This window comes from Acidobacteriota bacterium, assembly GCA_035471785.1.
Lineage (GTDB): Bacteria > Acidobacteriota > UBA6911 > RPQK01 > DATIPO01 > JANQFM01.
The window spans coordinates 1-26,922 of record DATIPQ010000157.1 but is presented as its reverse complement, the minus strand read 5'-3'; the positions used below and the strand labels follow the sequence as shown (position 1 = coordinate 26,922).

Below are 26,922 nucleotides of genomic sequence, written 5' to 3'. Positions count from 1 at the left end.
CGAGAGCGATGAGGCCTTTAGCGCGGTCGCTGAAACTTGATTCGTGTGTGGACTTGTTGGCCACCTGGTGGCCCTAGGAGTTCAGGCGTTTCTGCTGGCGCAGGGCTTCGTAGGCGGCCGCCGCCACCGCACTCGACAGGTTGAGGCTGCGTACGCCCGGATGCAGCAGTGGAATGCGCCAAAAACGCCGGCCAAAACGATCCCAGAGCTCCCGGGGCAGCCCCTCAGTCTCGGAGCCGAACACGAGGGTCACGTCGCCGCTCAAATCGGCCCTGACATAGCTGGGCCCGGCCTTCTTGGAAAAGAACGCCAGCGATGTTTCGGGGACCGCCGCCAGGAACGATTCCAGATCGTCATGGACGATGAGATCAAGAAACTCCCAGTAGTCCAGCCCGGCCCTCTTGAGGTGACGGTCGCTGATCTTGAATCCAAGCGGACGCACCAGGTGCAGAGGCGTCCGGGTGGCGGCGCAAAGGCGGGCCACATTGCCGGTATTGGGCGGGATTTGAGGATGAACCAGGGCAATTCGCATGGGCTACGCAACTTCCAAGAACCAACAACCAACCTCCAAGGCGCCGCGGCCATAATAGGCTTCAACCCGGATACTGTCCCCCGCCGATTGCGATTTGGGACGTTGGAGTTTGGCAGTTGCGCAGCCTAGCGTCCCGGCACGTCGCCCCACAGCACCTTGTGCACCTGCAACTGCATCCGCACCGGCAGGCCGTCCTGGAGAATCCAGTCGGCCAGAAGAGCGGGAGGCAATCCATCCCAGACGGGCGAGAAATGGATGGCGTGGCGCTCGGCCAGCCCCCGCTGGCGCACCAACTGGCGGGCCCACTCATAGTCGCGGCGCGAGGCCAGCACGAACTTGATCTCGTCCTGAGGACGCAGCAGATCGAGGTTCTCCCAGCGGTTCTTGGCGGCCATGCCGCTGTCGGGGCACTTGACGTCGTAAATCAGCACGGCCTGAGGATGGACGGAGGAGATGTCGACTCCGCCGCCGGTCTCCACCAGCACCTGCTTGCCCGAGTCCAACAGCCGCTCGATGAGCCGGTGGACGTTGCCTTGCAGCAGCGGTTCTCCTCCCGTCACTTCCACCAGCCGGCAGCCGTGGCCCTCAACCTGAGCGATGATCTCCTCCAGCCCCATCTCGCGTCCCTCATAGAAGGCATACTCGGTGTCGCACCACACGCAGCGCAGGTTGCAGCCGGTTAGACGCACGAAGCTGCAAGGGCGTCCGGCATAGCTCGACTCGCCCTGAATGCTGAAGAAAATCTCGTTGACGCGCAGCGTCGCATCCTTATCAGGCAAAGCCCCTTCAGTATAGCAACCAGCGTGAACATGCTAAGATTTCACTCTCGACTGCATACAGGAGTTGGCCGGGCCATGAACTCTTTTCGCCGCAAGCTTGCCGCACTAACCGTTCTTCTTGTGACTGCCGCGGGGGCGGCCGCACCCCCTTTGCAGGCCGGCGTCCGCGACGCCGTCCAGGACCGCTACCGCAGCCGGTACTTGAACAAGACTTTCTTCCTCAAGATGCCGCTCTACGGGGCGCGTTATGAAGTCATGGTGAGGCAGGGAGGGCTCACTCCCTACGACACCGCCAACAACCGCTTGGTGTTCAAAGTGGGCGAGCAGGTGCGGGTGGTCAAGGTCGAGTTCGGAGGCCAGGAGATCCGCTTCGAGATCGCATCGATAGACTTGTCGCGGGAAAACCAGTTGGTCTACCGCTTCCCCGTCCAGCTTTCGGACGACTTCGCTCAGCAGGAAAACTTCGAGGACGCCCTGAACGAGACCTTCACCACGGCCATGAGCAACAGCGAGATCGCGGAGGCCAAAAGAGCCTACCTGCGCCGCGAGTTCACCCGCGTGATGGGCGAGATGGCGGAAACCACCGAGTCTGACCGGGGCTTCGTCATCAATGCCGTGAGCGACGAAATTCCCGACGTGCAGAGGGCCAAGCAGCGGGCCGAGCGGGCCGAACAGCAGCTTGAGCAAGTCCGTTCGGAGCTCGCGGACGAGAGCCGGCGGCGCCAACAAGCCGAGTCTCAGTTGCGCAGTCTGCGCCAGGACCTGAGTTCCAGCGAAGCCTCGGTCGACGAACTCAAGACCGAGCGCGACGAGCTTCTGCGGCGCAACGACCAAATGGAAAGCGAGCTGCGAAGGCTGCGTGACAGCAACCAGCGCTACAAAGACCAGATGGAAGAACTGGCCGACTCGCTGGACGTGCGGACCAACACCAACGCCGACTTGAGCCGCTCCCTCTCCCAGCTCAACGAGACCGTCGATAACCTCAAGGCGGAACGCGACCGCCTCGACCAGGAGGTGAAAACGGTCGGCAGCGAGCTGGCCACCAAGACTGAAGAAGCCGACCGGCTGAGCCGGGAACTGGCCGCGACCCGCCGCGAGCGCAATCGCCTGCAGAACAATCTGCGCGACCTGACCTCTGACAAGAACAGCCTCAATTCGCGCTACGTCGAGGCCAGCAACGCCGTGGAGTCCTTCGACACAGCCGCCGCCCTGAGCAAAGCCCTGTCCTGGAAGGCCGTGGCAGAGAGCCTTTCCGGCCAAGGCCCCGTCGTCCGCGATCTCTTCCTCAACGAGCACAAACTGGCACGCTTCGAGATGGAAGAGCCCGAGGAGGCGGGCCGCCTCTATGCCGTGCGGGTCAGCGTGGACTCTCCCAACCTGGTGGCCTTCGACGAGGAGGAGCGCCGCCTCTACGGCGCCTTGGGCGAGAAGCTGACGGTGGCCGCCGACTTTTCCACCTCCTCCCCCTCCTTGACGGCCACCCTGGCCGAAGGCGAGAGGAGGCAAAGCGTGGCTCCCCGCGAGAGCGCCGAATGGAAGTTCAATTTCACCGGTTCGCTGGAGGAAGCCGTCCAGGCGGTGCTGACCGTCAATCTGGAGACGGTGGACGGGCGCCCCGTGGCCTTGGGACAACAGACCTTTCAGATGGGCGCGGGAGGGCTCCTCTCGCTGAGCGGGCAACCCTTCAGCCTGCTCTGGCTGCTGGCCGGAGCGGCCTTGGGCATCCTGCTCATGCTGCCGGTTCTCTTCCTGCGCTCCCGGCGCCCCTCGGTGGTGCGTCCAAGCGCCTCGCGCCGGCCGGCGCGGCCGGCCAAGAAGGAGGCCGACAAGGCCGGGGAATCGTCGCCGAAGTCGCCTTCTTATGTCCCCCACAAGAAGCTCTGAGCCTTCATCCAGCCCGCGGGGCCCCAACTTTACGCCGGCTCTGTGATCCTGCAAAATGGAGCGCTTGATGGTTAGCGACTCACCACTCTACCTCGGTATCGACCTGGGCGGGACGACCATCACCTCCGGCCTGCTCGACTCCTCGGGGAACATCCTGACGTGGGAAAACTATCCCACTCGAGGCCAGCGGGGGCCCCAAGGCGTCATCGCGGAGATGGCCCGGCGCGTGCTCGCCATGTTGGAGCAGAACGACATCGCTCCCTCCCAGGTGGAGCGGGTGGGAATCGCCTCTCCAGGTCCCCTCGACTTCTCCTCCGGACGCATCGTCGAAACTCCCAACCTGAAGTGGGAGGACGTCCCCCTCCGCGACATGCTGTCTGAGCGCCTCGACCTGCCCGTGGTGCTCGAAGGCGACGCCATCGCCGCCACCTACGGCGAGTGGTGGACGGGAGCCGCCCGTCCTTATGAAGACGTGGTGGGGCTGACTCTGGGCACCGGGGTGGGAGGCGGAGTGATTATCGGCAACAGAGTCCTGCACGGATTCAGGGGGCTGGCCGGCCATATAGGGCACATGTCGATCAAGGTGGACGGACGCCTATGCGGATGCGGCAATCCGGGCTGCCTGGAAGCCTACGCTTCCGCCACCGCCATCCGCCAGCGCACCCGCGAAGCCATCGAGGCGGGAGCCGAATCAGTGCTGGCTCAGCAACTCGAGCATCTCGACTCGCGGGCCGTTTACCAAGCCGCCCAGGAGGGCGATGAACTGGCCCGGCGGATTTTCGACAAGACCGGCTACTACCTGGCGGTCGGCATCAACAACATCTTCAACATCCTCAATCCCCAGGCCGTCGTCATCATGGGCTCGGTGGCCAACGCCTGGGACCTCCTTCAGCCCGCCATGGAGAAATATCTGAAGGACCTGGCCTTTTCGGGCATTGCCCAGGAAACCAAGGTCCTGCGCGGCACACTGGGCGACCTGGCGGGACTGGTGGGCGCCGCCGGACGGGCCCGCGGCGGGCAACGGGACGCTCACTGATCAGGGGCCTCGTCCAGGGCCTGAAAATGGCCCAGCGGACCGCGTCCACGCCCCACGTCGAGGGAGCGGCGCAGGGCCCGCGTCACGTAGTTTTTGGCTTCTTGCAGCGCCTGCGGCAAGTCCAGTCCGCGGGCCAGCAGAGCGGTCACGGCGGCCGACAGGGTGCATCCGCTGCCGTGAGTGTTGGGAGTGTTGACGCGGGGAGCCGAGTACTGGCGGCTGCCGCCGTCCCAGAAGTGCCAATCGACCGAGAGGCTTCCATCCCCGTGTCCGCCCTTGATGAGAACCGCTTTGGGCCCCATCTCCAGGATCGCCTCAGCCGCCTCCTGCAATCGCTTCCGGCTGCTTACGGCTATGCCCGAGAGGGCTTCAGCCTCGGCCAGGTTGGGAGTCACCAGCAAGGCTCGCGGCAGCAGGTCCTGCTTGAGGACCCGCACGGCCTGCGGACGGATCAAGGGGTCGCCGCCGCTGGAGATCATGACCGGATCGACCACCAGTTTGTCCCAGGCGTATTCCCGCGCCAAGCGGGCTACCGTTTCAATGATGGGACGGTTGGAGAGCATCCCGGTTTTGACCGCATCGACCCCGATGTCCTCCACTACGGCTCGGATCTGGGCCTCCACGCTTTCCGCCGGCAGGTCGTCCACCCGGTGGACGCGCCGGGTATCCTGCGCGGTGACGGAGGTGATCACGCTCATGCCGTGCGTCCTCAGCGCGCCGAAGGTCTTCAGATCGGCCTGAATGCCGGCGCATCCGCCGCTGTCGGAGCCGGCGATGGTGAGGCTGCGCGCGATATTCATGAGCAGCAGTATATCGTCTTCCCTCAGGGGCGCTAAACCCTTGGCCCTCAGTCGCTAGGGCTTTTCCAGCAACCCCGCTTGTGTGGTAACGTAGAAGGAGTAGAGGCGCCGTTCCGGTGCGCTCTGACTCAACAAGGAGGAACGAATATGGCTTCCAATGGAGATAAAGTGCTTTACTTCTTGGTGGGCGGTTTTGTGGGCGCCTCGGTGGCGCTGCTTTTCGCTCCCAAATCAGGAGAAGAAACCAGACGCTATTTGGGCGACAAATACCGCGAAGGCCAAGAGAAATTCGGTGAAGGCCGCGAATACGTTTCGGGCAAGGTCCGTGAGGGCCGTGAGTATGTCGATAAGGCCATTCAAGAGGGCCGCGAGAAAGTCGGCCAGAAGTCGCGCGAGGTGAGCGACCGCGTCCATGGCGCCGTCGAGCGGGGACGTGAAGCGGTGAAGACCCAAAAGGACCAGCTTTCCCGCGCCGTCGAGGCCGGCAAAGAAGCCTACCAGGAAGAACGCCGCAAGTTCGAAGAAAAAAAGGAGTCCGCCCCTAAGCCCGAGAATGCCTGATCGGGTCATAGCTACGGTTCTGGAAAGGCCTTGAAGTGGATACTGAGACTCTCAACCTGCTGCTGGTGATTTTCGCCGCCGGCTGCGCCGTGGCGCTGGTGGTGCAGGCCATCCTCTTGCTGCAAGCCTCACGCACCATGAAACGTCTGGCCGGGCGGCTGGAATCACGCTCCAAAAAGCTGGAAGGCGACGTCGAGAACCTGACCGGCAAGCTCAATGAAGTTGTGGACAACCTGAAGCCGCTCAGCGAGCTTTCCGACAACCTCAGCAACAACCTGGAGGAGATCTCCGACCGCCTGACCCAACGCACCCGCGATTTCAACGAGTTCACCGAAGAACTCCTCGAAATCGGGCGCAAGCAAGCTTCAAAACTCGATTACGTGGTGACCGACACGGTGCAGAAGTTCGAGCAGACGACCGACGTCATCCAGCGCGACATCCTGCGCCCTGCCGCCGAGATCACCGCTATCGTCAAAGGGCTGCGCTCCGGATTGGCCTACCTTTTCAACCGGGGCGGCAATCAAGAACCCGATATGGGGCGGCAGGAAGAAGAACTCTTCATTTAGCGCTCGATGGTCTCCACGCCCTTGGGAATACGGAAGCGAAAACGGCGCCGGGGCACATCGGGATTGATTTCCAAGTCAGACAGTAAGTAATCGGTTCGGGAACCGAGAGGGTCGATGACTGCCAAGCGGTGGATCAGGCGGCTCTCCGGGTCGACTTCCATCAACAGGTACTCGAAGTCTTCGCGCGCCTGCCGGGGTGTCAGGCGGATCACTCGGTGGCCCTCTTGCAGCAGCGGATCCGGCTCAGCCCAGCGAGCGTCGAATTGGTTCGCCAGGCTCCCTTGGCCCAGCAAGAAGAGCAAAGGCGTGTCCTGGGTCTGCAAGTCGAGGTCTGAGACGATGACCTGCTGTTGGCCGACATCGTAGAAGTAGCTCTTCTCGCCGTCGCTGACGAAGTACTTCTCGTAGGGATCCTGATATTCCCAGTACATCTTGTCGGGCTTCTTCATCACCATCAGGCCGCTTTCTTCCTGAATGAGGCCGCGGTCGTCGGTGACTTGGCGGAAGCGGGCCGAGAACCCCTCGATCTCGCGATAGCGTTGCTGCACCTGCATGACCAGGTCCTCGGGTCCGCCCGCTTGGGGAGCGGCCCGCAACGAGGCGGGGGCCGCCAACAGGACCAGCGGCAGCAGCCAGACGCCGCGTCCCGCCCCGGCCTGGGACTCCCGAGCGTCTTCGCTGCGGGAGCCGGCAGGGGCCAGGAAGGTGTGGAGAAGGATCATGGCCACACCGCAGGTGATAGCCGCGTCGGCTACGTTGAAGGTGGGCCAGTAATAAGTGTCGCGCCAGTGCAGCTCCAGGAAGTCCACCACCGAGCCGTGGGCCAGGCGGTCGTAAAAGTTGCCGGCGATGCCGCCCAGCAGCAGTCCGAAAGCGGCGAATAGAAACCGTTCCCCCGCCGGGGTGGTGCGCACGTAATAGAGAACGAGCAGCAGGGCGGCCACGGCGGCCAGCGCCAGCAGATAAGGCTTCCAACCGGCGTTGAGGTCGTGCAGAAGTCCGAAGGCGATCCCCTCGTTCTCGACGTAGCGCAGGCGGAAGTAGCTGTCCAGTATTTCCAGCGGACGTCCCGGAAGCCGCGCCTCTGCCCAGCGCTTGCTGGCCCAGTCGGCCGCAAACACGAGAACTCCGCATAAGGGTGCAATCCAGCGCATCGGTCAGCGATCTTACTTGAAATCGGGCGCGGCGGTGTTGGAAGGGGCCTGGGCAGGCCGAGGCAGCATCGCCGATCATGGCCGATCAGCGCAACGTGAAGGTCACCTCGATGACCACCACCACGGGAACCGGCTTGCCGTTGTGGGTGCCGGGACGAAAAACCCATTCGTTGGAGATCGACTCGATGGCCCGCTCCTCCAGCCCATAGCCCAGCGGCCGCAGCACCTTGAAGCCTCCGACCGAACCGTCTTCGTAAACGATGGCCTGCAACATCACGGAGCCCTGGATTTTGGCCTTGATGGCTTCGTCGGTGTAGGCGGGAGTGGGTTTCTTGAGCACTTCAGGCGGCGTCACGCCGGCTTGTCCGTAGCGGTAGACGCCGTCCAGCCCGTCGCTGGCGCCGTCGCCGGTGGCCGGTCCGGGGCCGTCCCCCGTGGTTCCCCGTCCTCGTCCCGAGGGCGGGCCGGTGATGTCGCCGATGTTGAGGTCCATGGCGATTTCGTCGACCACGCGGTTCACCTGCAAGGTGTTTTCGCGAACGATGGGGTCGGGCTCCAGCGGGGTGGGATCGGGTATCGGCAGCGGGGCCGGAGTCGGCTTGGGAGCCACTCTCTGCTCCACCTGGGGCTGCACCTGCTCAACCTTAGGAGGTCCTCCGCCGGAGGGGCGGGCCAGTCGCTTGAGTTTGAGGACGGGCTGATCGGCGATGAGCAGGTCCTGACTGAACTGAGGCAGGGAGATGACGAGCAGGATCAGGTGCACCAGCAGGGCCAGCACAGCCGCCACGATCATAGGCCGGCGGTTGGAGATGTCGTCGAGGTAGATATTCCCGGGGTCGGTGACCAGCAGGCGTTCCTCGTCCGTCACCTTGAGGGCCAGCAACCACTGAAAGAATTCACGCACCTGCTCCGTAAAAGGAGTTTTCTCCGCTGTTGTCTGCTCTTGGTCGATTCGATCGGTCATAAGCGTCTCGTCAGTCCTGCCCTGGGCTTCCGCCTTACCTTGAGATGGAAGAGGACTCTAAAAGTCTCACCGATTTTCCGGGCTCTTTTTCCATAAGCTTTCCGCGGCTTACAGATTCCATTGTAACGCCCCTTCCCGATCTCTGAGGGGCTGCTCGTGAATTTTCCGTGAAGCGTCTTTTCCTCCAGGGTTTGGGTAAAGGTACCTGTCGCCTTGCTGTGGTACCCTAATGGGCGAATTTCCCAGGGATGCTTGCGTCTTGATGCGGCCATTTCTGTGTGGCGAGGGCATTTTAGACCCAGGCTGGCACTGGACACCAAGAGGGAGGATTGCAGGTCTATGGATCGGATCTTGATTCTGAATTCGACCTACGAGCCGCTATCGGTGGTCTCGTGGAAAAGGGCGATTCGAATGGTGTTTCAAGAAAAGGTGGAGATCGTGGCCGAATACGAGCGCGAGGTGCGCAGCGTCACCATGGCCGTGCGCTTGCCCTCCGTGCTGCGCCTGCGTCGCTACGTCAAGCACCAGCGCTACCATTGCCAGGTCAAGTTCTCTCGGACCAACATCTACGCCCGCGACCGTTACCGCTGCCAGTACTGCGGACGCCGCCACGCCACTCCCGAACTGACCTATGACCACGTGGTGCCGGTGTCGCGGGGAGGCGTCAAGAGCTGGGAAAACATCGTCACCTGCTGCGTCCCCTGCAACCGCCGCAAGGGCAACCGTACGCCTCACGAAGCCGGTCTGCGCCTGCTTAAAAAGCCCAAGGCTCCCATGGGATTCCCTTACAAGCTTCAGCTCATGATGAGCCAAAAGAAGGCCCCCGAGGTCTGGCGCAACTATATCTTCGCCTAGGGGCGGCCTTCCCTCCGCCGCCTTTGGCATCTCGATTCAGGTATCATCCGGGCATGGACCGCTCCCGGGACGCCTTGATGGTATTTGCCAAGTATCCCCGTCTGGGACGCGTCAAGACCCGCCTGCAGGACCTGCTCACTGCGCGCCAATGCCTCGATCTGTACCGGGCGCTGTTGGCTGACGTGCTGCAGCGAAGCGAAGGGCTGCCGGTAGCTCTCCACCTTTTTCTGGCCGGATGCAGCCCTCCTCAAGCCGGCTCGCTGGTGGCTTCCCTGGGGGGAGACTCGGGCCGCTGGAAGGTTCATCTGCAAGAGGGGGAAGACTTGGGAGAGCGCATGGAGAACGCCTACCGGCGCCTGTCGCCGCGCTATTGGCGGCTGGTCTTCCTGGGCGCCGACTCGCCCGACCTGCCGCTCGACCGCCTGCGGGAGGCCTTCCGCTGCCTGGCCCGGCTCCCTGTGGTCATCGGTCCTTCCAGCGACGGAGGCTACTACCTGCTGGGACTGGCTCAAGCCCGTCCCGCCCTCTTCAGGGGAATCGATTGGGGCAGCCGGCGGGTGCTGGAGCAGACTCTGCAGCGTCTGGATCCGGGCGAGGTGCGCCTGCTGCAAGAGTGGTACGATGTCGACCGCAGCAGAGATCTGCGGCGCCTGTGGAGGCACTTGGACCCGGAGCAGGAAGGCTTTCCGGCGCGCACCGCCGATTTTCTGCGCCAATGCCCGCAGACCGGAGCCTTCAACGAACCCCAACCGGAAGGGGCATCATGAAGAAGCTCAACACGTTCTTCCCGGCCCTTCTCAACAGGGCCTCTCGGGACCCCGAAGTGGTGCTCATCTTTCTCAGAGAGATGTGGCCCCACCTGGCGGGAGCGAAGATGGCCGATCATTGCCGTCCGGAAGGGTTGGAAGGAAAAACGCTGATCGTGAGCGTAGCCGAAAGATCCTGGAAAGAGGAGCTTTGCCAGGCCGAATTGCAGCGCCGCCTGCTGGCCTCCATCAACGATTTCTGGCAGAAGCGGCTGATTGAAAGAATCCGAGTGGAAATGCGTCCAATGTAGCGTTCGCTCCGGACGACAGGAGGTACGGTTGTTTCCGCTTCCGGGATCGAATTATACTAAGAGGCTTATGTTGCGAAGAGTCGTTATTTTTCTGGCATTGTGTGTCTGGTCTTTGCCTTTGCTTGCGCAGCGCTCGACCGGAATCGTGGAACCGCGGGAAACCGACGAGACGCTCGTCTTCGACGTCAATCAGTTCCCGGTCTCCAACCAAGCGGGCCTGCAGGGAGACTTCAATTTCGCTCCCCGCGTGGTCCACTCGCCCGATTCGCAAAGAGCCTTCGTCAGCTTTCCCGGCACCAACAAGGTGGCTTCCTTCGACATCCGCAGCGGAGAATTGCTGGGGATCGCTGAAGTCTGCGCCAACCCGGGCCAGCTCTCCATGACCCCCGATGGCTCCAGGCTGGTCGTCCCTTGCCTTTTTCTGCGGGAGAACCAGCCTACTCCGGACGACCTGGAGGGAGCGCGGATCGGAGCCTTGGTAGCGGTCGACACCGAAACGCTGGCGACCGAACGCCTCGACTTGAGCGAAACGGTCTTTTCCCTGGCCTGCAACATCATCTTTACCCCCGACGGTCAAAGCGGATTCGTCTCGTCCATCGGCACCGACGAGATTCTGCGCTTCGACGTGCAGCCCCTGGCCGAAACGGGACGCCTGGCCCTGACGCCCGGAACGCGTCCGGCTTCTTTGACCCTCTCGCCCGACGGCACCTTCTTCGGAGCCGTGCTGGTGGGTTCGGGCGCACTGCCCCGCGACCAGGTGCCCGATTCGGTGCAGATCATCGACGTGGCCAGCTTTTCACTGGGCCAAAACCTTAATTTTCAGCCTGACATGCCCGGACAGACCTTGGTCGACTTCAGGGCCGACAACCGTGTGGCCTTCACATCGGACGGGACCTTGGCCCTCATCGCCGACCAGGGAAACAGCCTTGCTTCGCCTCTTCCCGCCCTCACGCCCGACCGGGCCTTCCTCTTCGACGTGGCAACGGGTGAGCTGGAGGGCATTTTCAACCTTTCTTCGGGCGGAGCACTGGGGGCCGACGTCACGCCCGACGGACGTTCGTTCGTGGTGCTCACCGCCTTCCACATCAGCCTCGTCAGCGTGGAGCAGGACAGCGTCCTCAGCGTGGCTCCCAACTTCGCCAACTTCATGCCCTCATCGCGCATCGCCTACAATGCCGAAGGCGATCTCCTCTATGTGGCCTCCCCGATCTCCGACGTGATTCTGGCGGTGCGGGTGAGCACCGGAGAGATCGTGCGGGGACTGTCTATCGGCGGAGTCGTGGAACGGCCCTTCGGCGATACCGTGGTGGAGGTGCCCAGCGCGCCGCTGAACGTCAGCGTATCACCCGACGGCGAAGTGATTACGGCGCTTAATTTCAACGCCAACAACATCGAACTGCTGCAGCCCACCTTCACCATCTACTCCCCCGAACTCCTCTCGGCCAACAACAACGCCGAAGGCGAGATCGAAGACGGCGACCTCTTCACGGGAGTGGCCGTTACCAACCTGGGGCAAGAGCCCGCCGAGCTGATCTTCACCGCTTTCCAGTCGGCCGGAATCATCTTTTTCGACGACGGAACGACCGAAGATACGGTGGAGTTCGTCAATCCCAACACGCGCACGCTGCAACCCAACGAACAGTTCGCCTTTACTCTCAACGACCTGCTGGATCCCCAATTGCCGGAGGGCGAGGCTCCGGAAGACCTGAGCGGATGGGTCGACGTGGATAGCGACCGCGACAGCGTGGCCGGCCTCTTCTTGACCTTCAACCGCGGCTTGACGCAGTTGGACGGAGGTCCTTTGCCTCGACAGGGATCCCAGTTCGTCGCCTTTCCCGAGCCCAAGCTGGAGTTGGGCACGTCCAACGCGCTGGTGCTCACCAACCCCAATGTATCCGGCAGCTTTACCGCCACCATTTCGCTGGTGGACAGCGAAGGCAATCTGGTCAACCAGGCCACCGAATCCATCCCAGCCCGTGCGCGGCGGACTTTCTTCCTGCGCCAGCCCGCCGAGGAGCTGACCGAACTGCCGGAGTTCCCGATCCTCTTCGCAGAGGCCACCTTCGATGACTTCGAAGGCGGCTACGTGACCGTGTTCAACCAGGGCGGCCTCATCTCCTATCTGCGCATCATCGAGGGGGACGGCTTGGCGGTGCTGCCCGGCCAGGCCTTCGCCGGCACCGGCTTCAACTTCGCCTTCCTGCGCTTGCAGGCGCCTCAGGTGGTCACCTTCGGCGGCAATCAGACACTGCTCAAGATGGCCAACCTGACCGACGTGGACTCCCTCGTCATGCTGACGCTGCGCGACGACATGGGCAACGCCATCGCCGGTCCGGTGGAAGTGGAACTGGCCCCCGGCAACTCCTTCAGCAGCGAAGTGGCCGAACTCTTCCAGCTTGAGGACATGGGCCAGGTCGTCAGCGGATGGGTGGACATCGAATCCGAACAGCCGCGCCTGGTGGGTTACGTCGAGATCCGTCCCACCTCGGGACGCTCCATCACCACCGTGCCTTTCCAGGTGGCGGCCTTCCGTGAGCTCATCTTTCCCCACGTGGCTCAGGGACTGGGGCTCTCCACGGGAGTGGCGCTGCTCAACCCGGGTGAGGAAGCGGCTCAGGTGCAGCTCAGCCTGCGCCGCAGCGACGGCACCCTGGTGGAATCGCGGGACTTCAACCTGGCCGCCGGCCAGCGCCTGGTGGGACTGCTCCCCGAGCTCTTTCCCTCCCTTGACGAGGAACTGACTGCGGGCAGCATCCGAGTGGTCTCCGACCAGGTCATCTCCGCCCTGGAGCTCTTCTTCTCCAACGACCTGGAGCAACTCGCGGTGGTGCCTTCCAGCGGAGTGGGCGACCCCGAAGTGCCGCCGATCCCCGTCGATGAGGAACCGGCGGACCCGGGTGACGGAGGCGGCAACTAAGCAGCCGGCTCGGTTGAGGACCGGCTTTGCTCACAGATCCGAAAGCGAGATATGTCATAATATGACAACCATGAGAACGTGTCTGGTCTGCCTGTCCTTCCTGCTCCTCGCGCTTTCCCCCCTCAACGCCGCCCAAGAGGACTTGGCCTCGTCCTACTACCATTTCAGCCGCGCTTACCTGAAGTCGCTTGACCAGGACTTTAAGGCCGCTCTGGAGGAAGCCGAAAAGGCTGTCGAGCTCAACCCCCAGGATTCGGGTCTGCGTCTGCAGTTCGCCAAGCTGCTGTTCGAGATGTTCCGGGCCCAGCGCGACCAGGAAATGTTCGAAAAGGCCACCGAGCAGGCCGAGAAGGCCATCGAACTGGACGGCAACAACGCCGAAGCCCACTTGCTGCTGGGACAGATCTACTACCGCCTGCAGCGTTTGGAAGAGGCCGTCGCCGCCCTGGAAAAATCGATTGAGGCCGACAACGACAACTATCTGGCCCACTACTATGCGGCCAATATCTACATGACCCGGGGCGACCACGACCAGGCCATCGAAGCTTTCAGGAACGTGCTGCGCCTGCGCCCGACAGCGGTGCAGGTCTACCAGTTGCTGGCTTCGCTGCTGCGGGAACTGGACCGGGTTGCCGAAGCCATCGACACCCTGGAGGACGGCCTGCGCGTCAGCCCCGACGAATACCAGCTTCTCGAGATGCTGGCCGGTCTTTACCGTGACCGGGGCGAGTACGAAAAGGCCATCGACACCTACCGTTCCATCGAATGGGAAGCCTTGGCCGATCCTCAGGAAAGCGCCGAGGTGGTGCAGAACCTGGCCCGACTGCTCTATGCCGTGGGCCGCTATGAAGAGGCTTTGCCGCTGCTGCAACGCCTTTGCGAGCAGAATCCCCAGGACTTGGCGCTGCAATCCTTTTTGGGCGTCTCCCAGACCGAAACGCGCCGTTTCGGGGACGCTGTCGAAACCCTGCGGGCCATGCTGGCCGAGGGACGCCCGCCCCGCCCCTTGTACCTCAACAGCCTCTACAGCCTGGCCCGTGCCCTGCAAGGCTCGGGCGACCGGGCGGAAGCCGAAGAAGTATTCCGCCAGCTCAGGGACGAGGCCTCCGACCCGGACGAGGCTGCCAACCGGGGCTACTATCAAGCCGCCCGCATCCACTTGGCCCTGCTGGCCCAACGGGCTCGCCGTTACGACGAGGCCGTAGAACTTTTTCGGGCAGTGCTGGAGGACGAGCCCGACAATCCGCGTAACGCCATTTGGCTGGCTTTCGCCTTGAAAGACGCCGGCCGGGAAGAAGAGGCGGTGCGCGTCAGCTCTCAACTGCTGGAGGAGAGTCCTGAAGACTGGGACCTGCGCGTCTCCCACGCCCAACTGCTGTCCGAGATGGACCGCTATCCGCAGGCCATCGAGCTTCTGACCTCGGCGCTGGAGAAAGGGAATCCGGAAAGCGAGAGTCCCTATCTGGCGCTCAACCAGATCCATCTCGATCACCAGCGCCATGCCAAGGCTCTGCAAGCGCTGGAAGAGGGATTCAAGCACTTTCCCGAGAGCCAGACGCTGCTCTTCCAGAGGGCCGCCAGCTTCGAGCGCCAGGAAGACTTCCAGCGGGCCGAACAAGAGTTCAGAAAGCTGCTGGAACAAGATCCCGACAACCACTCGGCCCTCAATTACCTGGGCTACATGCTGGCCGACCAGGGCGTCAAACTCGAGGAAGCCCTGGGTTTCATCAAGAGGGCCGTGGAGGCCGATCCCTACAACGGAGCTTATCTGGACAGCCTGGGCTGGGCCTACTTCCGCTTGGGCAAGCTTGATCTGGCTCACAAATACCTGCTGCAAGCCATCCGCCTCAACGAGAACGACCCCGTGCTCTTCGAGCATCTGGGCGACCTCTACATGGAGATGGAGAACGTGGAGAAGGCCCGCGAGAGCTACCAAAGCTCGCTGGAGTTCGCCACCGAAGAAGAAGAGCGGGAACGGGCCCAGAGAAAGCTGCGCGAGTTGTTGCGCTGATTCCCTCCGCGATGTCTGCCCTGCATCTGCCCTCCTTCGCCAAGATCAACTGGGTGCTCAAGATCCTGGGCCGTCGGGAGGACGGGTTCCACGAGCTGCGTACGGTCTTCCAGACCCTCGACCTGCACGACGACCTCACCTTTCGCCCCGGCCCCGAAGCCGCCGCCAGGGCCGGCGTCCGCCTGCGGACTCAGGGGCTCAAGGTGCCCTCCGACGAATCGAACCTCATCTGCCGGGCCGCCGCCGCACTCAGATCCGCGGCCCGCAGCCCGCTGGAGGTGGAGATCACCCTCCACAAGCGCATTCCCCTGGGGGCCGGACTGGGGGGCGGATCGAGCAACGCCGCCGTGGCTCTGCTGGCGCTCAACCGCTTGTGGGACTGCGGCCTGAGCGCCCGGGACCTGTCCCGCCAGGCCGCCGCCCTGGGCTCCGACGTGCCCTTTTTTCTCCTGGGCGGAGCGGTGGCAGCCGCCGGGCGGGGCGAGATTCTGGAGCCTCTCGAGGACCTGTCTTTCAGCCAGCCTGTGGTTCTGGTCTACCCCCTTCTCCACATCTCGGCGGCCCAGGCTTACGGAATGCGGGACTGGGGCCGCTTCGAGGCCGGCCCGCGGTTGACAAGAGTGCGCACGGACACTACAATTCAACGTTTCTGTCGGGCGGCTCATACGCGCCAGCAGCTATGGACCGTGCTGGAGAACGACTTCGAAGAAGTCTTGTACGCGTCTTACCCGCTGCTGCAAAGCACCCGGGAGCTTCTCGAGGCCTCCGGCTGCGGGAAAGTCCTGATCAGCGGGAGCGGTTCGACAGTGGCGGGCATGACCAGTCCCGACCGCCTGCAGGACGTCGTCGAGAAGTTGCACGGAGTGGCTGAAGGACAGATCTTTTCGACACGCGCTCTGGACCGCGGCGAGTATCGTCGGCGCCTGGAGCCGGTCTTGCGGTCACAGGACGCTTGAACGGATGCGGAGGCCGGGGACGACGAGCATCTGGGACGCGACATGGGCGAACTCAAACTATTTTCAGGAAATGCCAATCCGGAACTGGCCGAACAGATCGGCCAGCACCTCGGTATCGGACTGGGCGCCGTCAAGCTGGAGCGCTTCAGCGATGAAGAGGTCAATTTCCAAATCTTGGAAAACGTGCGGGGAACGGACGCTTTCATCGTCCAGCCCACCGGTCCGCCCTCTGATCGGAACCTCATGGAGCTTCTGATCATGATCGACGCCTTCAAGCGCGCTTCCGCTCAGCGCATCACGGCCGTCATTCCCTATTACGGCTACGCCCGCCAGGACCGCAAGGACAAGCCCCGCGTCCCCATCTCGTCCAGGCTGGTGGCCGACCTGCTGAGTGCGGCGGGAGTCCACCGCTGCCTCTTCATGGACCTCCACGCCGGACAGATACAGGGCTTCTTCAATCTGCCGGTCGACCACCTCTATGCCAAGCCTGTGGTCATCGACTATCTGAAGAGCCTGGAGATGTCGCATCTGACGGTGGTCTCCCCCGATGCCGGCGGAGTGGAAAGGGCCCGCTCCTTCGCCAAGCAACTGGGAGCCCGCCTGGCCATCATCGACAAGCGGCGTCCCGAGGCCAACGAAGCCGACGTCATGCACATCGTGGGCGACGTTTCGGGACGCAACGTCATCATCATCGACGACATCATCGATACCGCCGGAACCCTCTGCAAGGCCACCGCAGCCCTCAAAGAACAAGGCGCCGAGCGCATTCTGGCAGCCGTCACCCATCCGGTCCTGTCGGGCCCCGCCATGGAGAGGCTGGAGCAGTCGGCCTTCGAAAAGGTCATCGTGACCAACACGCTGCACCTCACCAGAGAGAAAAGAGATTCCAACAAAATCAAGGTTCTCAGCGTCGCAGGACTGCTGGGAGAAGCGATTCAATCCATTCACGAGGAGACTTCCGTCAGCAAGCTGTTTATCTAGGCGGAAGCCGTGGATGCCATAGAGAGAAGTTCGAAAGAGGACGACTCTGAAGGAGTTGTAAAGCAATGCCAGTCGTAGTCGAAGCAGCCAAGCGGGAGGAGCGGGGCAAGAACGCCTCGCGCCGTCTGCGCGCCGAGGGACGCATCCCCGGCGTGGTTTACGGCCATGGCCAGGACGCCGTGGCCCTCTCACTCGACCCCAAGGACATTCTGCGCGTCCTGCGCTCCCACAGCGGACGCAATACGGTCATCGAATTAGCGGTGGACAAGAGCGAGAAGGAAAACGTCGTCATCCGCGACTACCAACTCGATCCCATCCGCAACATCTTGATTCATGCCGATTTTCAGCGCATCGCCATGGACGAGAAGATGGAATTCAACGTCCCGGTCGAACTCAAGGGCACGCCCGAAGGGGTCAAGGAAGGCGGCGTCCTGGAATTCATCATGCGCCAAATCGCCGTGGAATGTTTGCCTGGAGATGTTCCGGAGAGCTTCGAAATCGACGTTTCGCACCTCGAGATGGGTGGCGATCCCGTAACGGTGGCCGACCTGGAAGTGGACCGCGACAAGGTCCTCATCCTGGACGACGAAGACCAGGCCATCGCCACCGTGGCCGCGCCCACCATCGTGGCCGCCGAGAAGGACGAGGAAGAAGAAGAGCTTCTGGAACCGGAACTCATCGGAGCCGAAGGCGAGGAAGGCGAAGAAGGCGAAACCGAAGAAGAAGGCGAAGAGGAGGGCGGCGACTAGCCGTCCTTCCCACCCATGCACCTTATCGCCGGCCTGGGAAATCCCGGAGAGCGCTACCGCCTGACCCGCCACAACGCGGGCTTCATGCTGGCCGACCGCCTGGCGCGGCGCTGGGACGCGGTCTTTCAAGAGAGTCCGCTGCGGGCCCATTTGGCCCGCGCCCGGGTGGGAGAGGAAGAGGTCGTGCTGGTCAAGCCGCAGACCTACATGAACCTCAGCGGCGATGCCGTCGGCCCTCTGATGGAAGGATTGAAAATCGAGCCTCCGCGGCTGTTGGTCGTTTACGACGACATCGACTTGCCGCTGGGGCGAATCCGCCTGCGCCGCGCCGGCAGCTCAGGCGGACAAAAAGGGATGCGCTCGATCGTGCAGGCCCTGGGGACTCGCGACATTCCCCGCCTGCGCATCGGCATCCTGATGGGGGATCGCCCCGAGGACGTGCCCGAGTACGTTCTCTCGAATTTCACTGAAAAGGAAACGGAAGCCCTGCAAGAGGTCCTGGAGCGGGCCGAGAAGGCCTGCCAGGAGTGGATCTCGGGGGGCATCGAGCGAGCCATGTCGTTGTACAACGGCTGAGACGCTCGACAACACGCACTGCCGACAGCACTGGAAGATGTCTTAAGAACGTAAGGACGGGAATCTATGACGAGCGACTTGCTGATTTACCTGCCCATCGTGGGCGCCGTGGGACTGCTCTTCGCGGGCCTCACCTATTGGGGAATCAAGAGAATCGAGATCACCAACCCGACCATGGCCGAGATCTCCGACATGATCCACGACGGAGCCATGGTCTTTCTGCGCCGGGAATACTCGATTTTGCTGGTTTTCGTATTGGTGGTCTTTGGCCTGCTCTACTTTTTCATCGCTCCCGGGACGGGACTTTCCTTCCTGGCAGGGGCCTTCTGCTCCATGCTGGCCGGTTTCCTGGGCATGAAGGCGGCAACCCGGGCCAACGTACGCACCTCCCAGGCGGCCAATGACTCGGGCATCGAGAAGGCCCTCAACGTGGCCTTCTCGGGCGGCGCCGTGATGGGACTTTCGGTGGCCAGCCTCGGACTGATCGGCGTATCGGTGGCTTTCATCCTGCTGGGCGAGACCAACATCCGGAACATCACGGGCTTCGCCATGGGCGCCAGCTCGATCGCCCTCTTCGCGCGCGTGGGCGGAGGCATCTACACCAAGACGGCCGACGTCGGCGCCGACCTGGTGGGCAAGGTGGAAGCCGGGATTCCCGAAGACGACCCCCGTAATCCCGCCACCATCGCCGACAACGTGGGCGACTGCGTGGGCGACACCGCCGGAATGGGAGCGGATATTTTCGAGTCCTACGTGGGATCGGTGATCGCCACCATCGCCATCGCCGCCGCCGGACAGATGACAGTGCTGGGACAAGGCGAACCCCTCCAGTACATGCTCCTGCCCCTTTTCATCGTGGCCTTCGGACTCATCGCCTCGCTGGTGGGCGTGGCTTCCATCCCCCTGCTCCGTTCCATGGGACCCGCCAGCGCCCTGCGCTGGTCCACCATCCTCTCGGCCGCCCTGCTTCTGGCCGGGACCTATTTCATCATCACCGCCATGGGCTTGGAAGAGAGCATCTTCGTGGCCGTGCTGCTGGGCACCCTGGGCGGCATCGTGATCGGACTGCTGACCGAATGGTATACCTCGGGCAGCCCCATCCGCCGCATCGCCGAGGCCTCGCAAACCGGAGCCGCCACCAACATCATCGCCGGACTGGCCGTGGGCATGCAGTCGACCGCGCTGCCCGTGATCACCATCTGCGCCGCCATCCTGCTCTCCTACTCCTACGCCGGACTCTACGGCCTGGGAATCGCCGCCGTGGGCATGCTGGCCACGGTGGGAATCACCATGAGCGTGGACGCCTACGGCCCCATCGCCGACAACGCCGGGGGAATCTCCGAGATGTCGGGACTGGGACCCGAAACCCGCGCCATCACCGACGAGCTCGATTCGCTGGGCAACACCACCGCCGCCATCGGCAAAGGATTCGCCATCGGATCAGCGGCCCTGACCGCCCTGGCCCTCTTCTCGGCCTACATCAAAGCCGTTGAAAGCTCGCTGCAGAGTCAGGGTGCAGCCACGGCCGCAGCCGCCCAGCTCACGCTGACCGACCCCAACGTGGTGGTGGGATTCTTCATCGGCGGCATTCTGCCCTTCTTCATCGCGGACTTGACCATGTCGTCGGTGGGACGCGCGGCCTTCAAGATGGTGGAGGAAGTGCGCCGTCAGTTCCGCGAAATCAAGGGCCTGATGGAAGGAACCGCCAAACCCGACACGGCCCGCTGCATCGACATCTGCACCACCTCGGCCCTGCGCGAGATGGTGCTGCCGGGACTGGTGGCCGTAGCCGCTCCGCTGGTGATGGGATTGACCCTGGGCTGGGAAGCCCTGGGAGGCATGCTGGCCGGAGCCACCCTGGTGGGCGTGCTGCTGGCGCTCTTCATGTCCAACGCCGGCGGCGCCTGGGACAACGCCAAGAAATTCATCGAAGGCGGCGCCTTCGGCGGCAAGGGCTCCGACTCCCACAAAGCCGCCGTGGTGGGAGACACCATCGGCGACCCCTTCAAAGACACATCGGGACCCTCGATGAACATCCTCATCAAATTGATGTCCATCGTTTCGGTCGTTATCGCGCCCCTGCTCATCTGAGCCGAGGGCACCCGCGGAAGGAGACTTCGCGAGGACGATATGCTCCCGACAACGCCCCCCCGAAGCCTTGGGCAACCGAGGGCCTGCCCTCCATAGCCTTGGCGAAGGGGGGCAGCGAAGGTCCTTGAACGGGCCGCCCGGTGAGGACGACAGTCCCCGTGCCCTTCTGTGCTACAATGAACGCTTTTCTGAAGGAGACGGAATCATAGAATGAGACGCTACGAAGTCACTTACGTTGTCGCTCCCGGGCTCACTCCGGAAGAGGTGGAGCAGACCGTCGACACCTACAAGGGCGTTGCCGAGGAATTCGGCGCCAAGATCGTCGACGTCGATAACTGGGGAAAGCGCAAACTGGCCTTCGAAGTCAAAAAGCACAAAGAAGGCTTCTACGTGGTCATGTACCTGGAATCGGAGAACGGCGAGGCCGTGACCGAGCTGGAACGCCGCTTCAAGGTCGCAGACCCCATCATCCGTTTCCTCACCGTGCGCGTCGATGAAGAAATGCGCCGGGCCGAGAAGATGAAGGCGCTGCGGGAAGAGAAGAAGGCGCGGAAAAAGGCGCGCGCTCAGGCCCGCCGGGCCGAAGCCGCCGCCGAAGAGTCCGACGACGAGGATCAGGCCGACGAGTCCGAGTCTGAAGAAGCCCCCGAAGAGGCCCCCGAGAAAGCCGAGGAAAAGGCTAAGAAGGAAAAGCCCTCCAAGAAGGCCAAGCAAGAAAAAGAAGACAAGTCCGAGGAAGAGGAAGCGGGGGACGACTCCAAGAAAGACAAGGGCAAGAAGAAGGCTAAAGCCAAGTCGGACAAAGAAGACTCTCAAGGAGAGGACGAAGAGGATTCCGGCGAGGAAGGCGAGGAGGAGTAACCCATGGCAAGACGACGTAAGTTCTGCAAGTTCTGCGCCGACAACATCGACTATATCGACTACAAAGACGTCAAGCTGCTCAGCCAGTACATCCCTGAGCGCTCCAAGATCATTCCGCGGCGCATTTCAGGCGTCTGCGCCACTCATCAGCGCAAGCTGGGACGCGCCATCCGCCGCGCCCGCCACCTGGCCCTGGTCCCCTACACCAGCGACTAGCCCTCCATAGCCTCGGCGCGGAGGAAGGCGGTTGCAGCGACAGTGTTGAAAGTCAAGTCCGGGCTCGCTGAAGGCGAACGATGCACCTGCCCGGCGGTGCAGCGACAGTGTTGAAAATCAAGTCCGGGCTCGCTGAAGGCGAGCGATTCACCAGCCCAGGGTCAGCCCCGGCGAGCGAAGCGAGACGGCGGCGCCACCCTGGGTCGGCAAGAGCGATCCGAAGAACGCTGAAGGCGTGAGATAAAAACAAGCGAGAAAAACTCGAAATCGAGCTAAAGCGATGCAAGTAATTCTGACCGAAGACGTTTACGAGTTGGGCAACCGGGGAGAAGTGGTTGAAGTGGCCAAGGGCTACGGGCGCAATTACCTCATCCCCAACCACCTGGCCATCCCCGCCACTCCTGGCAACCTGAAGATCGTCGAGCAGCAGCAGAAGGCCCTGGCCAAAAAAGAGACCAAGCACCGCGAAGAGGCCGAATTGCTGGCCAAGGAACTCAATGACCTGCACCTGGTGGTCAGCCGCAAGGCCGGCGAAAGCGGGTCGCTGTTCGGATCGGTGACGGCCAAAGACATCGTCAACCTGCTCAAGCGCGAGGGCATCACGCTCGACCGCCGCAAGCTGGTCATCGAGCAGCCTCTCAAGAGCATCGGCAACTACAAGATGGAAGCCCGCCTCTTCCCCGAGATCGAGGCCTACCTCCTTATCAGCGTTGTGGCCGAGGGCGACATGCCGGTCAGCAAGGTCAAGCGCAAAGACGCCGAAACCGACCAGATCGTACGCGAGATCAACGAGAAGGTCCGCGATCTCAACCTGCCCAACGAAGACGACCTCGTGATCGACGAGCGCTTCGGGCCCGAACCTGAGGGAGAGGATGCTGAAGAGGCGCCCGCCGAAGTGTCCGCCAGGGCCAAGCCCGACCCCGAGATCGAGGTCAGGACCGAGTCCTCGACCGCTGACAGCGCCCAAGAAGAAGAGGCTGCTGAAGAGCAAGCCGGGGAAACCGCCGAAACCCAAGAGGAACCCGAAGCCAAGTCCTGAACCAGAGGACGCGCAGGCGACGATTCGCTGACGCAGGTCCGCCCTTCCCCTATACTAGTCGGTGCGGATGAAGACCCAAGCGACCCTGGAAAAGACACTGCCCCACAGCCTTGAAGCGGAGCGTGCTCTGCTGGGGGCCGTCTTGCTGGAAGGCACCCTCTTCGATCAGGCCGCCGAACTGATCAACGACGAAGACTTCTACACCGAAGCCCACCAGAAGATCTTCCAGGCCATGGCCCGCCTGGCCTCCGATTCGCGGGCCATCGATCCCGTCACCCTCTCCGAAGAGCTGGGCAAGTCGGGCGATCTCGATGCGGTGGGCGGCATCGGGCAGCTTTCCGAATTGATGGACGGCACGCCTCACGTGGCCAGCGTGGCCGAGTACGCCGGCATCATCAAGGAACGCTCGCTGCGCCGCCGCCTGATCCGCGTCAGCAACGACCTGCTGAGCCGCAGCTTCTCGGAAGAAGAGAGCGCCAACGACCTGCTGGAAAGCGCCGAGAAGGCCGTCTTCGACATCGGCCAGGAGCGCATCGCCAGCGGCTTCCGCGCCATCGAGCAAATCCTGGATGAGACCTATCAGCACATCCAGATGCTCTACGAGCGCAAGGAGCTGATCACCGGCATCGGCACCGGCTTCATCGATCTCGACAACCTGATGTCTGGCTTGCAGAATTCCGACATGATCGTGCTGGCCGCCCGTCCCGGACTGGGCAAGACCAGCTTCGCCCTCAACGTGGGGCAGTACGCCGCCATCAAAGAGGAGAAGACGGTGGGCATCTTCAGCCTCGAAATGTCGGCCAACCAGCTCGTCACCCGCCTGGTCTGCGCCGAAGCCCGCGTCGACAGCCACAAGGTGCGCTCGGGCTACCTCTCCAAAGAGGACTGGAGCCAGCTCGCAAAGGCCATGAACCGGCTGGCCCAGGCCAAGATCTATATCGACGACACTCCCGGAGCCACCATCGTCGAGATGCGGGCCAAGTCGCGCCGCCTCAAGGCCCGCCACGGACTCGATTTGCTGCTCATCGACTACATGCAACTGATGTCGGGCGGCCCTTCCAGACGCCAGGAGAACCGCCAGCAGGAGATCTCGGCCATCAGCCGCGGCATCAAGCTCATGGCTAAGGAGCTCGCCATCCCCGTGATGGCGCTTTCTCAGCTCTCGCGCGCTCCCGAGCAGCGCCGCGGCGACCACAAGCCTCAACTGAGCGACCTGCGCGAGTCGGGCTCCATCGAACAGGACGCCGACGTGGTGCTTTTCATCTACCGTCCCGACCGCTACAAGAAAGACGAGGAGTTCTCGGAAGAGGACGGTGTGGCCCACATCATCATCGGCAAGCAGCGCAACGGCCCCACCGGCACCATCAAACTGGCCTTCATCGAGCAGTGGACGAAATTCGAAAACCTGGCCCCCGAGAGCGACGATGCGTTCATGGGTTGAGATCTCGTCCTCCCGCCTCGGCCATAACGTGTCCGTTTTGCGATCCTACCTGGCGGGCGAGGGGCGTTCGCCCCACATCATCGCGGTGGTCAAGGCGGACGGCTACGGTCACGGTCTCGAATTGGTGGTCCCCGTTCTTTACCAGGCGGGACTCCGCCACTTCGCCGTGACCCACCTGGACGAAGCCGGGAGACTTGTTGAGGCGCTGGCCGCCGAGGACGATGTGCTGATCCTCGTTCTGGACGGCGTTCAAGAAGGCCGCGAGGAGGACTTCCGCCGTCTGGGGGCAACCGCTGCCGTCTTCGACTCCCGTCCTCACCCCAAGGGCATACCGGCTCATCTCAAGATCGACACCGGGATGGGCCGCATGGGCGTCCGGCCTGAGCAGGTCCCGGCCCACGCCGCCCGCCTGGGCGACGACCTCGCGGGCCTCTACTCCCATCTCCACTCGCCTCAGGAGGATCCCCAGGCCACCCGCCTCCAGATCGCCGAGTTCCTGCGCTGCACGGATCCTCTAGTGCAGGAGAACAAGGGCATCATGCGCCACCTCAGCTCCAGCGCTGGACTTCCCTACCCCGCTTCCCGTCTGGACGCCGTGCGGGTGGGACTGGCGCTTTACGGCATCGACCCCGGCGGCGCCATCCGAGGACTCCTCCCCGTCCTCTCCTGGAAGTCGCGCATCCTCACCGTCAAGGACGTCCCGGCCGGATCGACCGTGGGCTACGGCGCCACCTACCGCTGCCCCCGCGACACCCGCCTGGGCATCATCCCGGCAGGATACGCCGACGGTTACAACCGCCGCCTCTCCAACGCTGCCCACGTCGAACTCCACCCCGACCAACACCCCTCTTCCCCTGGTCCTCTCCTGGCCCCGGTCATCGGCCGAGTCAGCATGGACCTGCTCACCATCGACCTCACCGACCACCCCGAAATCTCTCCCGGCACGGTCGTCACCCTCCTCAGCAACACCCCCTCTTCCCCCTGCAGCGCCCGTTCCCTGGCCGTTCTTCTTCACACCGTTCCCTACGAAGTCCTCACCTCCATCGGCACCCGTATCAAGCGGGAGATGGGGGCCTGATCAGCCCATCCCCAAGGGCAGCAAACGCAACCTGGTTTTCCTGGGACGATCTTTTTCTGACCAACCGACAGAGTCAGTAGGTGACGCTAGAATGGTCAGGTGATGTCAGTGCAGCCGTTGCCCTATCCAGCCGAAGACCGCTCCCAAATACTGGTGGGAGACTCGCTTGAACTGTTGAAGACCTTGGCCGCACGGTCCTTCCGCTGTTGCGTGACCAGTCCGCCCCACTGGGGATTGCGTGATTATGGCGTCCCAGGCCAGATCGGGGCCGAAGAGAAGCTGGAAGATTATGTGGTCAATCTAACCACCGTGTTCCGGGAAGTACGGCGGGTTCTTTCCGACGACGGGACACTCTGGCTCAACCTGGGTGATTCCTACACCAGCGGCAACCGAACTTGGCGTGACGTCGACAAGAAGAACCCGGCTCGGGGCATGGACTACCGTCCGCCCACGCCCCAGGGGTTGAAACCAAAGGACCTCATCGGCGTCCCTTGGCGGGTGGCCTTCGCCCTCCACACGGCTGGTACCTGCGCTCCGACATCATCTGGCACAAACCCAATGGTCAGCCGGAATCGGTCAAGGACCGTCCTACCCGATCACACGAGTACGTCTTTTTGCTGACTAAATCGGAACGCTATTTCTACAACTATGAGGCCGCAAAGGAAATCTCCCAAAACAACGGCAGCCGACGCAACAGGCGTTCGGTATGGAGCATCAATACTGAAGCCTACCCCGAGGCCCACTTCGCCACATTCCCGCCTAAGTTGATCGAGCCTTGCATCCTAGCGGGCTCAGAGCCATCCGACATGGTGCTCGATCCCTTCTTCGGATCGGGAACGGTGGGGCAGGTTTGCCTCAAGCAGGGCCGCGATTTCGTTGGCATCGAACTCAAGGAAGAATACGCAGCCCTGGCAAGAAGTCGGGTGGGTTGGGACTGAAACCCGATGACCCCTGCTGATCCTATACTTCCTGTCCTTAAGCCTGATCTGCAAGTCACTTTTTACTATCGCCTTCAGACCCTGCGAGAACTGTACCTGCAGGATGCACTCAAGCAAACCGTTCAGTTGCTCGATATCTCCGCACTCGATGACGAGTTGGCCCAGTATGTGGATGAAAGCGCGCTGGCACGGGTGGCGGCCGACGGCATTCGAGGAGAAGTCTTCTTCCCGGTTCCGCTACTGCTCACTGCCAATCCTCATCTGCTAGGCTATTACAGGTTACTCTACGGTCTCTCCCAAAAGGAATTCTATGGAAAGGGACCCTTCGGACGCTTCAAGAAACTAGAAGACGATGGCGATTTGTTAGCACCCAGGAAAGAAGAAATACCACACTTGTGTCGAAGCCTCGTTCAAACTGGTCAGATTCTTGTCGAGGGCCTCGACAACCTCTCAAGAGCCACCGCGCACGACCTCCAGTTGCTGACTATCGGCCCTCAACTGCGGGGCAGCGAAAACACCCGGCTAGGCAGGGCTCTCCTACCAGCAACAAATTCTTCCACCTGGACCGCATCAAGGCTCCCTCCCATGAGGAAGCCAGGGAATTCCGAGAGCTCCTCTGCTCTCTGATCTCCATTCGCTCCTGACCGCTCTCTGAGGCATTCAGATGGCTGGCGGGGTGTGGTAGGCTGGGCGGGTTGTTTTCTTGGAGCGAAATGCGATGAAATTTGTTTGTGTGAGTTGTGACGAGCAGATGTCGCTGGTGAAGACCGTTCCGCCCGAGGAAGGGAGCGGGATTTCGGTGCTTTACGGGTGCCCGCAGTGCGGCAACCGAATCGGTATGCTGACCAATCCCTGGGAGACCCAGTTGGTGTCTTCGCTG

At 62.5% G+C, this 26,922-nt stretch carries 25 protein-coding genes and 1 pseudogene; 21 read left to right on the top strand and 5 right to left on the bottom strand.

What is annotated here, in order from left to right; all coding sequences use genetic code 11:
• Positions 1-73: 73 nt before the first annotated feature.
• On the bottom strand, positions 74-532 hold the full coding sequence (locus VLU25_22320; protein ID HSR70677.1) for a tRNA (cytidine(34)-2'-O)-methyltransferase: 459 nt from the start codon (positions 530-532) through the stop codon (positions 74-76).
• A 125-nt stretch (positions 533-657) separates the two neighbouring features.
• Entirely contained in the window at positions 658-1,311 is a 654-nt protein-coding gene (locus VLU25_22315; GenBank protein ID HSR70676.1) for a radical SAM protein, read from the bottom strand.
• 75 nt (positions 1,312-1,386) lie between these two features.
• On the opposite strand from VLU25_22315, the gene VLU25_22310 reads away from it, so the two are divergent.
• Both VLU25_22310 and VLU25_22305 read left to right on the top strand, forming a co-directional pair.
• Positions 1,387-3,195, top strand: a complete 1,809-nt coding sequence (locus VLU25_22310; protein HSR70675.1) for a hypothetical protein — start codon at positions 1,387-1,389, stop codon at positions 3,193-3,195.
• 67 nt (positions 3,196-3,262) lie between these two features.
• Entirely contained in the window at positions 3,263-4,231 is a 969-nt protein-coding gene (locus VLU25_22305; protein HSR70674.1) for an ROK family protein, read from the top strand.
• On the opposite strand, the gene thiD is transcribed toward VLU25_22305, so the two are convergent.
• Positions 4,225-5,031 carry a bifunctional hydroxymethylpyrimidine kinase/phosphomethylpyrimidine kinase gene (gene thiD / locus VLU25_22300; GenBank protein HSR70673.1) on the bottom strand — a complete coding sequence of 269 codons (807 nt, stop codon included), beginning with the start codon at positions 5,029-5,031 and terminating at the stop codon, positions 4,225-4,227. The two genes, VLU25_22305 and thiD, sit on opposite strands and share 7 nt — an antisense overlap.
• 147 nt (positions 5,032-5,178) lie before the next feature.
• On the opposite strand from thiD, the gene VLU25_22295 reads away from it, so the two are divergent.
• Complete coding sequence (locus tag VLU25_22295) at positions 5,179-5,592, top strand: YtxH domain-containing protein (protein HSR70672.1); 414 nt, start codon at positions 5,179-5,181, stop codon at positions 5,590-5,592.
• A gap of 35 nt (positions 5,593-5,627) precedes the next feature.
• Positions 5,628-6,158 (top strand): hypothetical protein, encoded by a 531-nt coding sequence (locus tag VLU25_22290; GenBank protein HSR70671.1) that lies wholly within the window; start codon positions 5,628-5,630, stop codon positions 6,156-6,158.
• Here VLU25_22290 and lspA read toward each other — a convergent pair.
• Both lspA and VLU25_22280 read right to left on the bottom strand, forming a co-directional pair.
• A complete protein-coding gene (lspA, locus tag VLU25_22285) occupies positions 6,155-7,279 on the bottom strand; it encodes a signal peptidase II (GenBank protein ID HSR70670.1) in 1,125 nt (374 codons plus the stop codon). The genes VLU25_22290 and lspA overlap by 4 nt on opposite strands.
• 118 nt (positions 7,280-7,397) lie before the next feature.
• Positions 7,398-8,276 (bottom strand): TonB family protein, encoded by an 879-nt coding sequence (locus tag VLU25_22280; GenBank protein HSR70669.1) that lies wholly within the window; start codon positions 8,274-8,276, stop codon positions 7,398-7,400.
• Positions 8,277-8,615: 339 nt separating this feature from the next.
• Here VLU25_22280 and VLU25_22275 point away from each other — a divergent pair, with 339 nt between their 5' ends.
• The 17 genes and pseudogenes from VLU25_22275 to VLU25_22195 all read left to right on the top strand — a co-directional run bounded on the left by VLU25_22275 (position 8,616) and on the right by VLU25_22195 (position 26,669).
• Positions 8,616-9,131: an HNH endonuclease gene (locus VLU25_22275; GenBank protein HSR70668.1), complete on the top strand. Its 516-nt coding sequence runs from the start codon at positions 8,616-8,618 to the stop codon at positions 9,129-9,131.
• 53 nt (positions 9,132-9,184) lie between these two features.
• Positions 9,185-9,898 (top strand): TIGR04282 family arsenosugar biosynthesis glycosyltransferase, encoded by a 714-nt coding sequence (locus VLU25_22270; GenBank protein HSR70667.1) that lies wholly within the window; start codon positions 9,185-9,187, stop codon positions 9,896-9,898.
• Positions 9,895-10,188 carry a DUF721 domain-containing protein gene (locus VLU25_22265; GenBank protein HSR70666.1) on the top strand — a complete coding sequence of 98 codons (294 nt, stop codon included), beginning with the start codon at positions 9,895-9,897 and terminating at the stop codon, positions 10,186-10,188. Before VLU25_22270 ends, VLU25_22265 begins: the two co-directional genes overlap by 4 nt.
• Before the next feature lie 67 nt (positions 10,189-10,255).
• Positions 10,256-13,105, top strand: a complete 2,850-nt coding sequence (locus VLU25_22260; protein ID HSR70665.1) for a hypothetical protein — start codon at positions 10,256-10,258, stop codon at positions 13,103-13,105.
• 70 nt (positions 13,106-13,175) lie between these two features.
• On the top strand, positions 13,176-15,116 hold the full coding sequence (locus tag VLU25_22255) for a tetratricopeptide repeat protein (GenBank protein ID HSR70664.1): 1,941 nt from the start codon (positions 13,176-13,178) through the stop codon (positions 15,114-15,116).
• 11 nt (positions 15,117-15,127) lie between these two features.
• On the top strand, positions 15,128-16,072 hold the full coding sequence (gene ispE, locus VLU25_22250; protein HSR70663.1) for a 4-(cytidine 5'-diphospho)-2-C-methyl-D-erythritol kinase: 945 nt from the start codon (positions 15,128-15,130) through the stop codon (positions 16,070-16,072).
• A gap of 42 nt (positions 16,073-16,114) precedes the next feature.
• Positions 16,115-17,053 carry a ribose-phosphate pyrophosphokinase gene (locus VLU25_22245; protein HSR70662.1) on the top strand — a complete coding sequence of 313 codons (939 nt, stop codon included), beginning with the start codon at positions 16,115-16,117 and terminating at the stop codon, positions 17,051-17,053.
• Between the two features lie 65 nt (positions 17,054-17,118).
• Complete coding sequence (locus VLU25_22240; GenBank protein HSR70661.1) at positions 17,119-17,802, top strand: 50S ribosomal protein L25; 684 nt, start codon at positions 17,119-17,121, stop codon at positions 17,800-17,802.
• Positions 17,803-17,817: 15 nt separating this feature from the next.
• Positions 17,818-18,378: an aminoacyl-tRNA hydrolase gene (gene pth / locus VLU25_22235; GenBank protein ID HSR70660.1), complete on the top strand. Its 561-nt coding sequence runs from the start codon at positions 17,818-17,820 to the stop codon at positions 18,376-18,378.
• 66 nt (positions 18,379-18,444) lie between these two features.
• Positions 18,445-20,469: a sodium-translocating pyrophosphatase gene (locus tag VLU25_22230; GenBank protein HSR70659.1), complete on the top strand. Its 2,025-nt coding sequence runs from the start codon at positions 18,445-18,447 to the stop codon at positions 20,467-20,469.
• A 210-nt stretch (positions 20,470-20,679) separates the two neighbouring features.
• A complete protein-coding gene (gene rpsF, locus VLU25_22225; GenBank protein HSR70658.1) occupies positions 20,680-21,330 on the top strand; it encodes a 30S ribosomal protein S6 in 651 nt (216 codons plus the stop codon).
• 3 nt (positions 21,331-21,333) lie between these two features.
• The gene (rpsR, locus tag VLU25_22220; GenBank protein HSR70657.1) at positions 21,334-21,546 is read left to right on the top strand and encodes a 30S ribosomal protein S18; all 213 of its coding nucleotides are present in this window, start codon (positions 21,334-21,336) and stop codon (positions 21,544-21,546) included.
• A 280-nt stretch (positions 21,547-21,826) separates the two neighbouring features.
• Positions 21,827-22,585, top strand: coding sequence for a 50S ribosomal protein L9 (gene rplI / locus VLU25_22215; protein ID HSR70656.1), 759 nt, complete (start codon positions 21,827-21,829; stop codon positions 22,583-22,585).
• Positions 22,586-22,652: 67 nt separating this feature from the next.
• Positions 22,653-24,026, top strand: a complete 1,374-nt coding sequence (gene dnaB / locus VLU25_22210) for a replicative DNA helicase (protein HSR70655.1) — start codon at positions 22,653-22,655, stop codon at positions 24,024-24,026.
• Positions 24,010-25,104 (top strand): alanine racemase, encoded by a 1,095-nt coding sequence (gene alr / locus VLU25_22205; protein HSR70654.1) that lies wholly within the window; start codon positions 24,010-24,012, stop codon positions 25,102-25,104. The genes dnaB and alr overlap by 17 nt, the downstream gene beginning before the upstream one ends.
• Positions 25,105-25,206: 102 nt before the next feature.
• Positions 25,207-26,042: pseudogene (locus tag VLU25_22200) on the top strand (site-specific DNA-methyltransferase).
• Positions 26,043-26,048: 6 nt separating this feature from the next.
• Complete coding sequence (locus tag VLU25_22195; protein HSR70653.1) at positions 26,049-26,669, top strand: XcyI family restriction endonuclease; 621 nt, start codon at positions 26,049-26,051, stop codon at positions 26,667-26,669.
• The last annotated feature ends 253 nt before the right edge of the window (positions 26,670-26,922 follow it).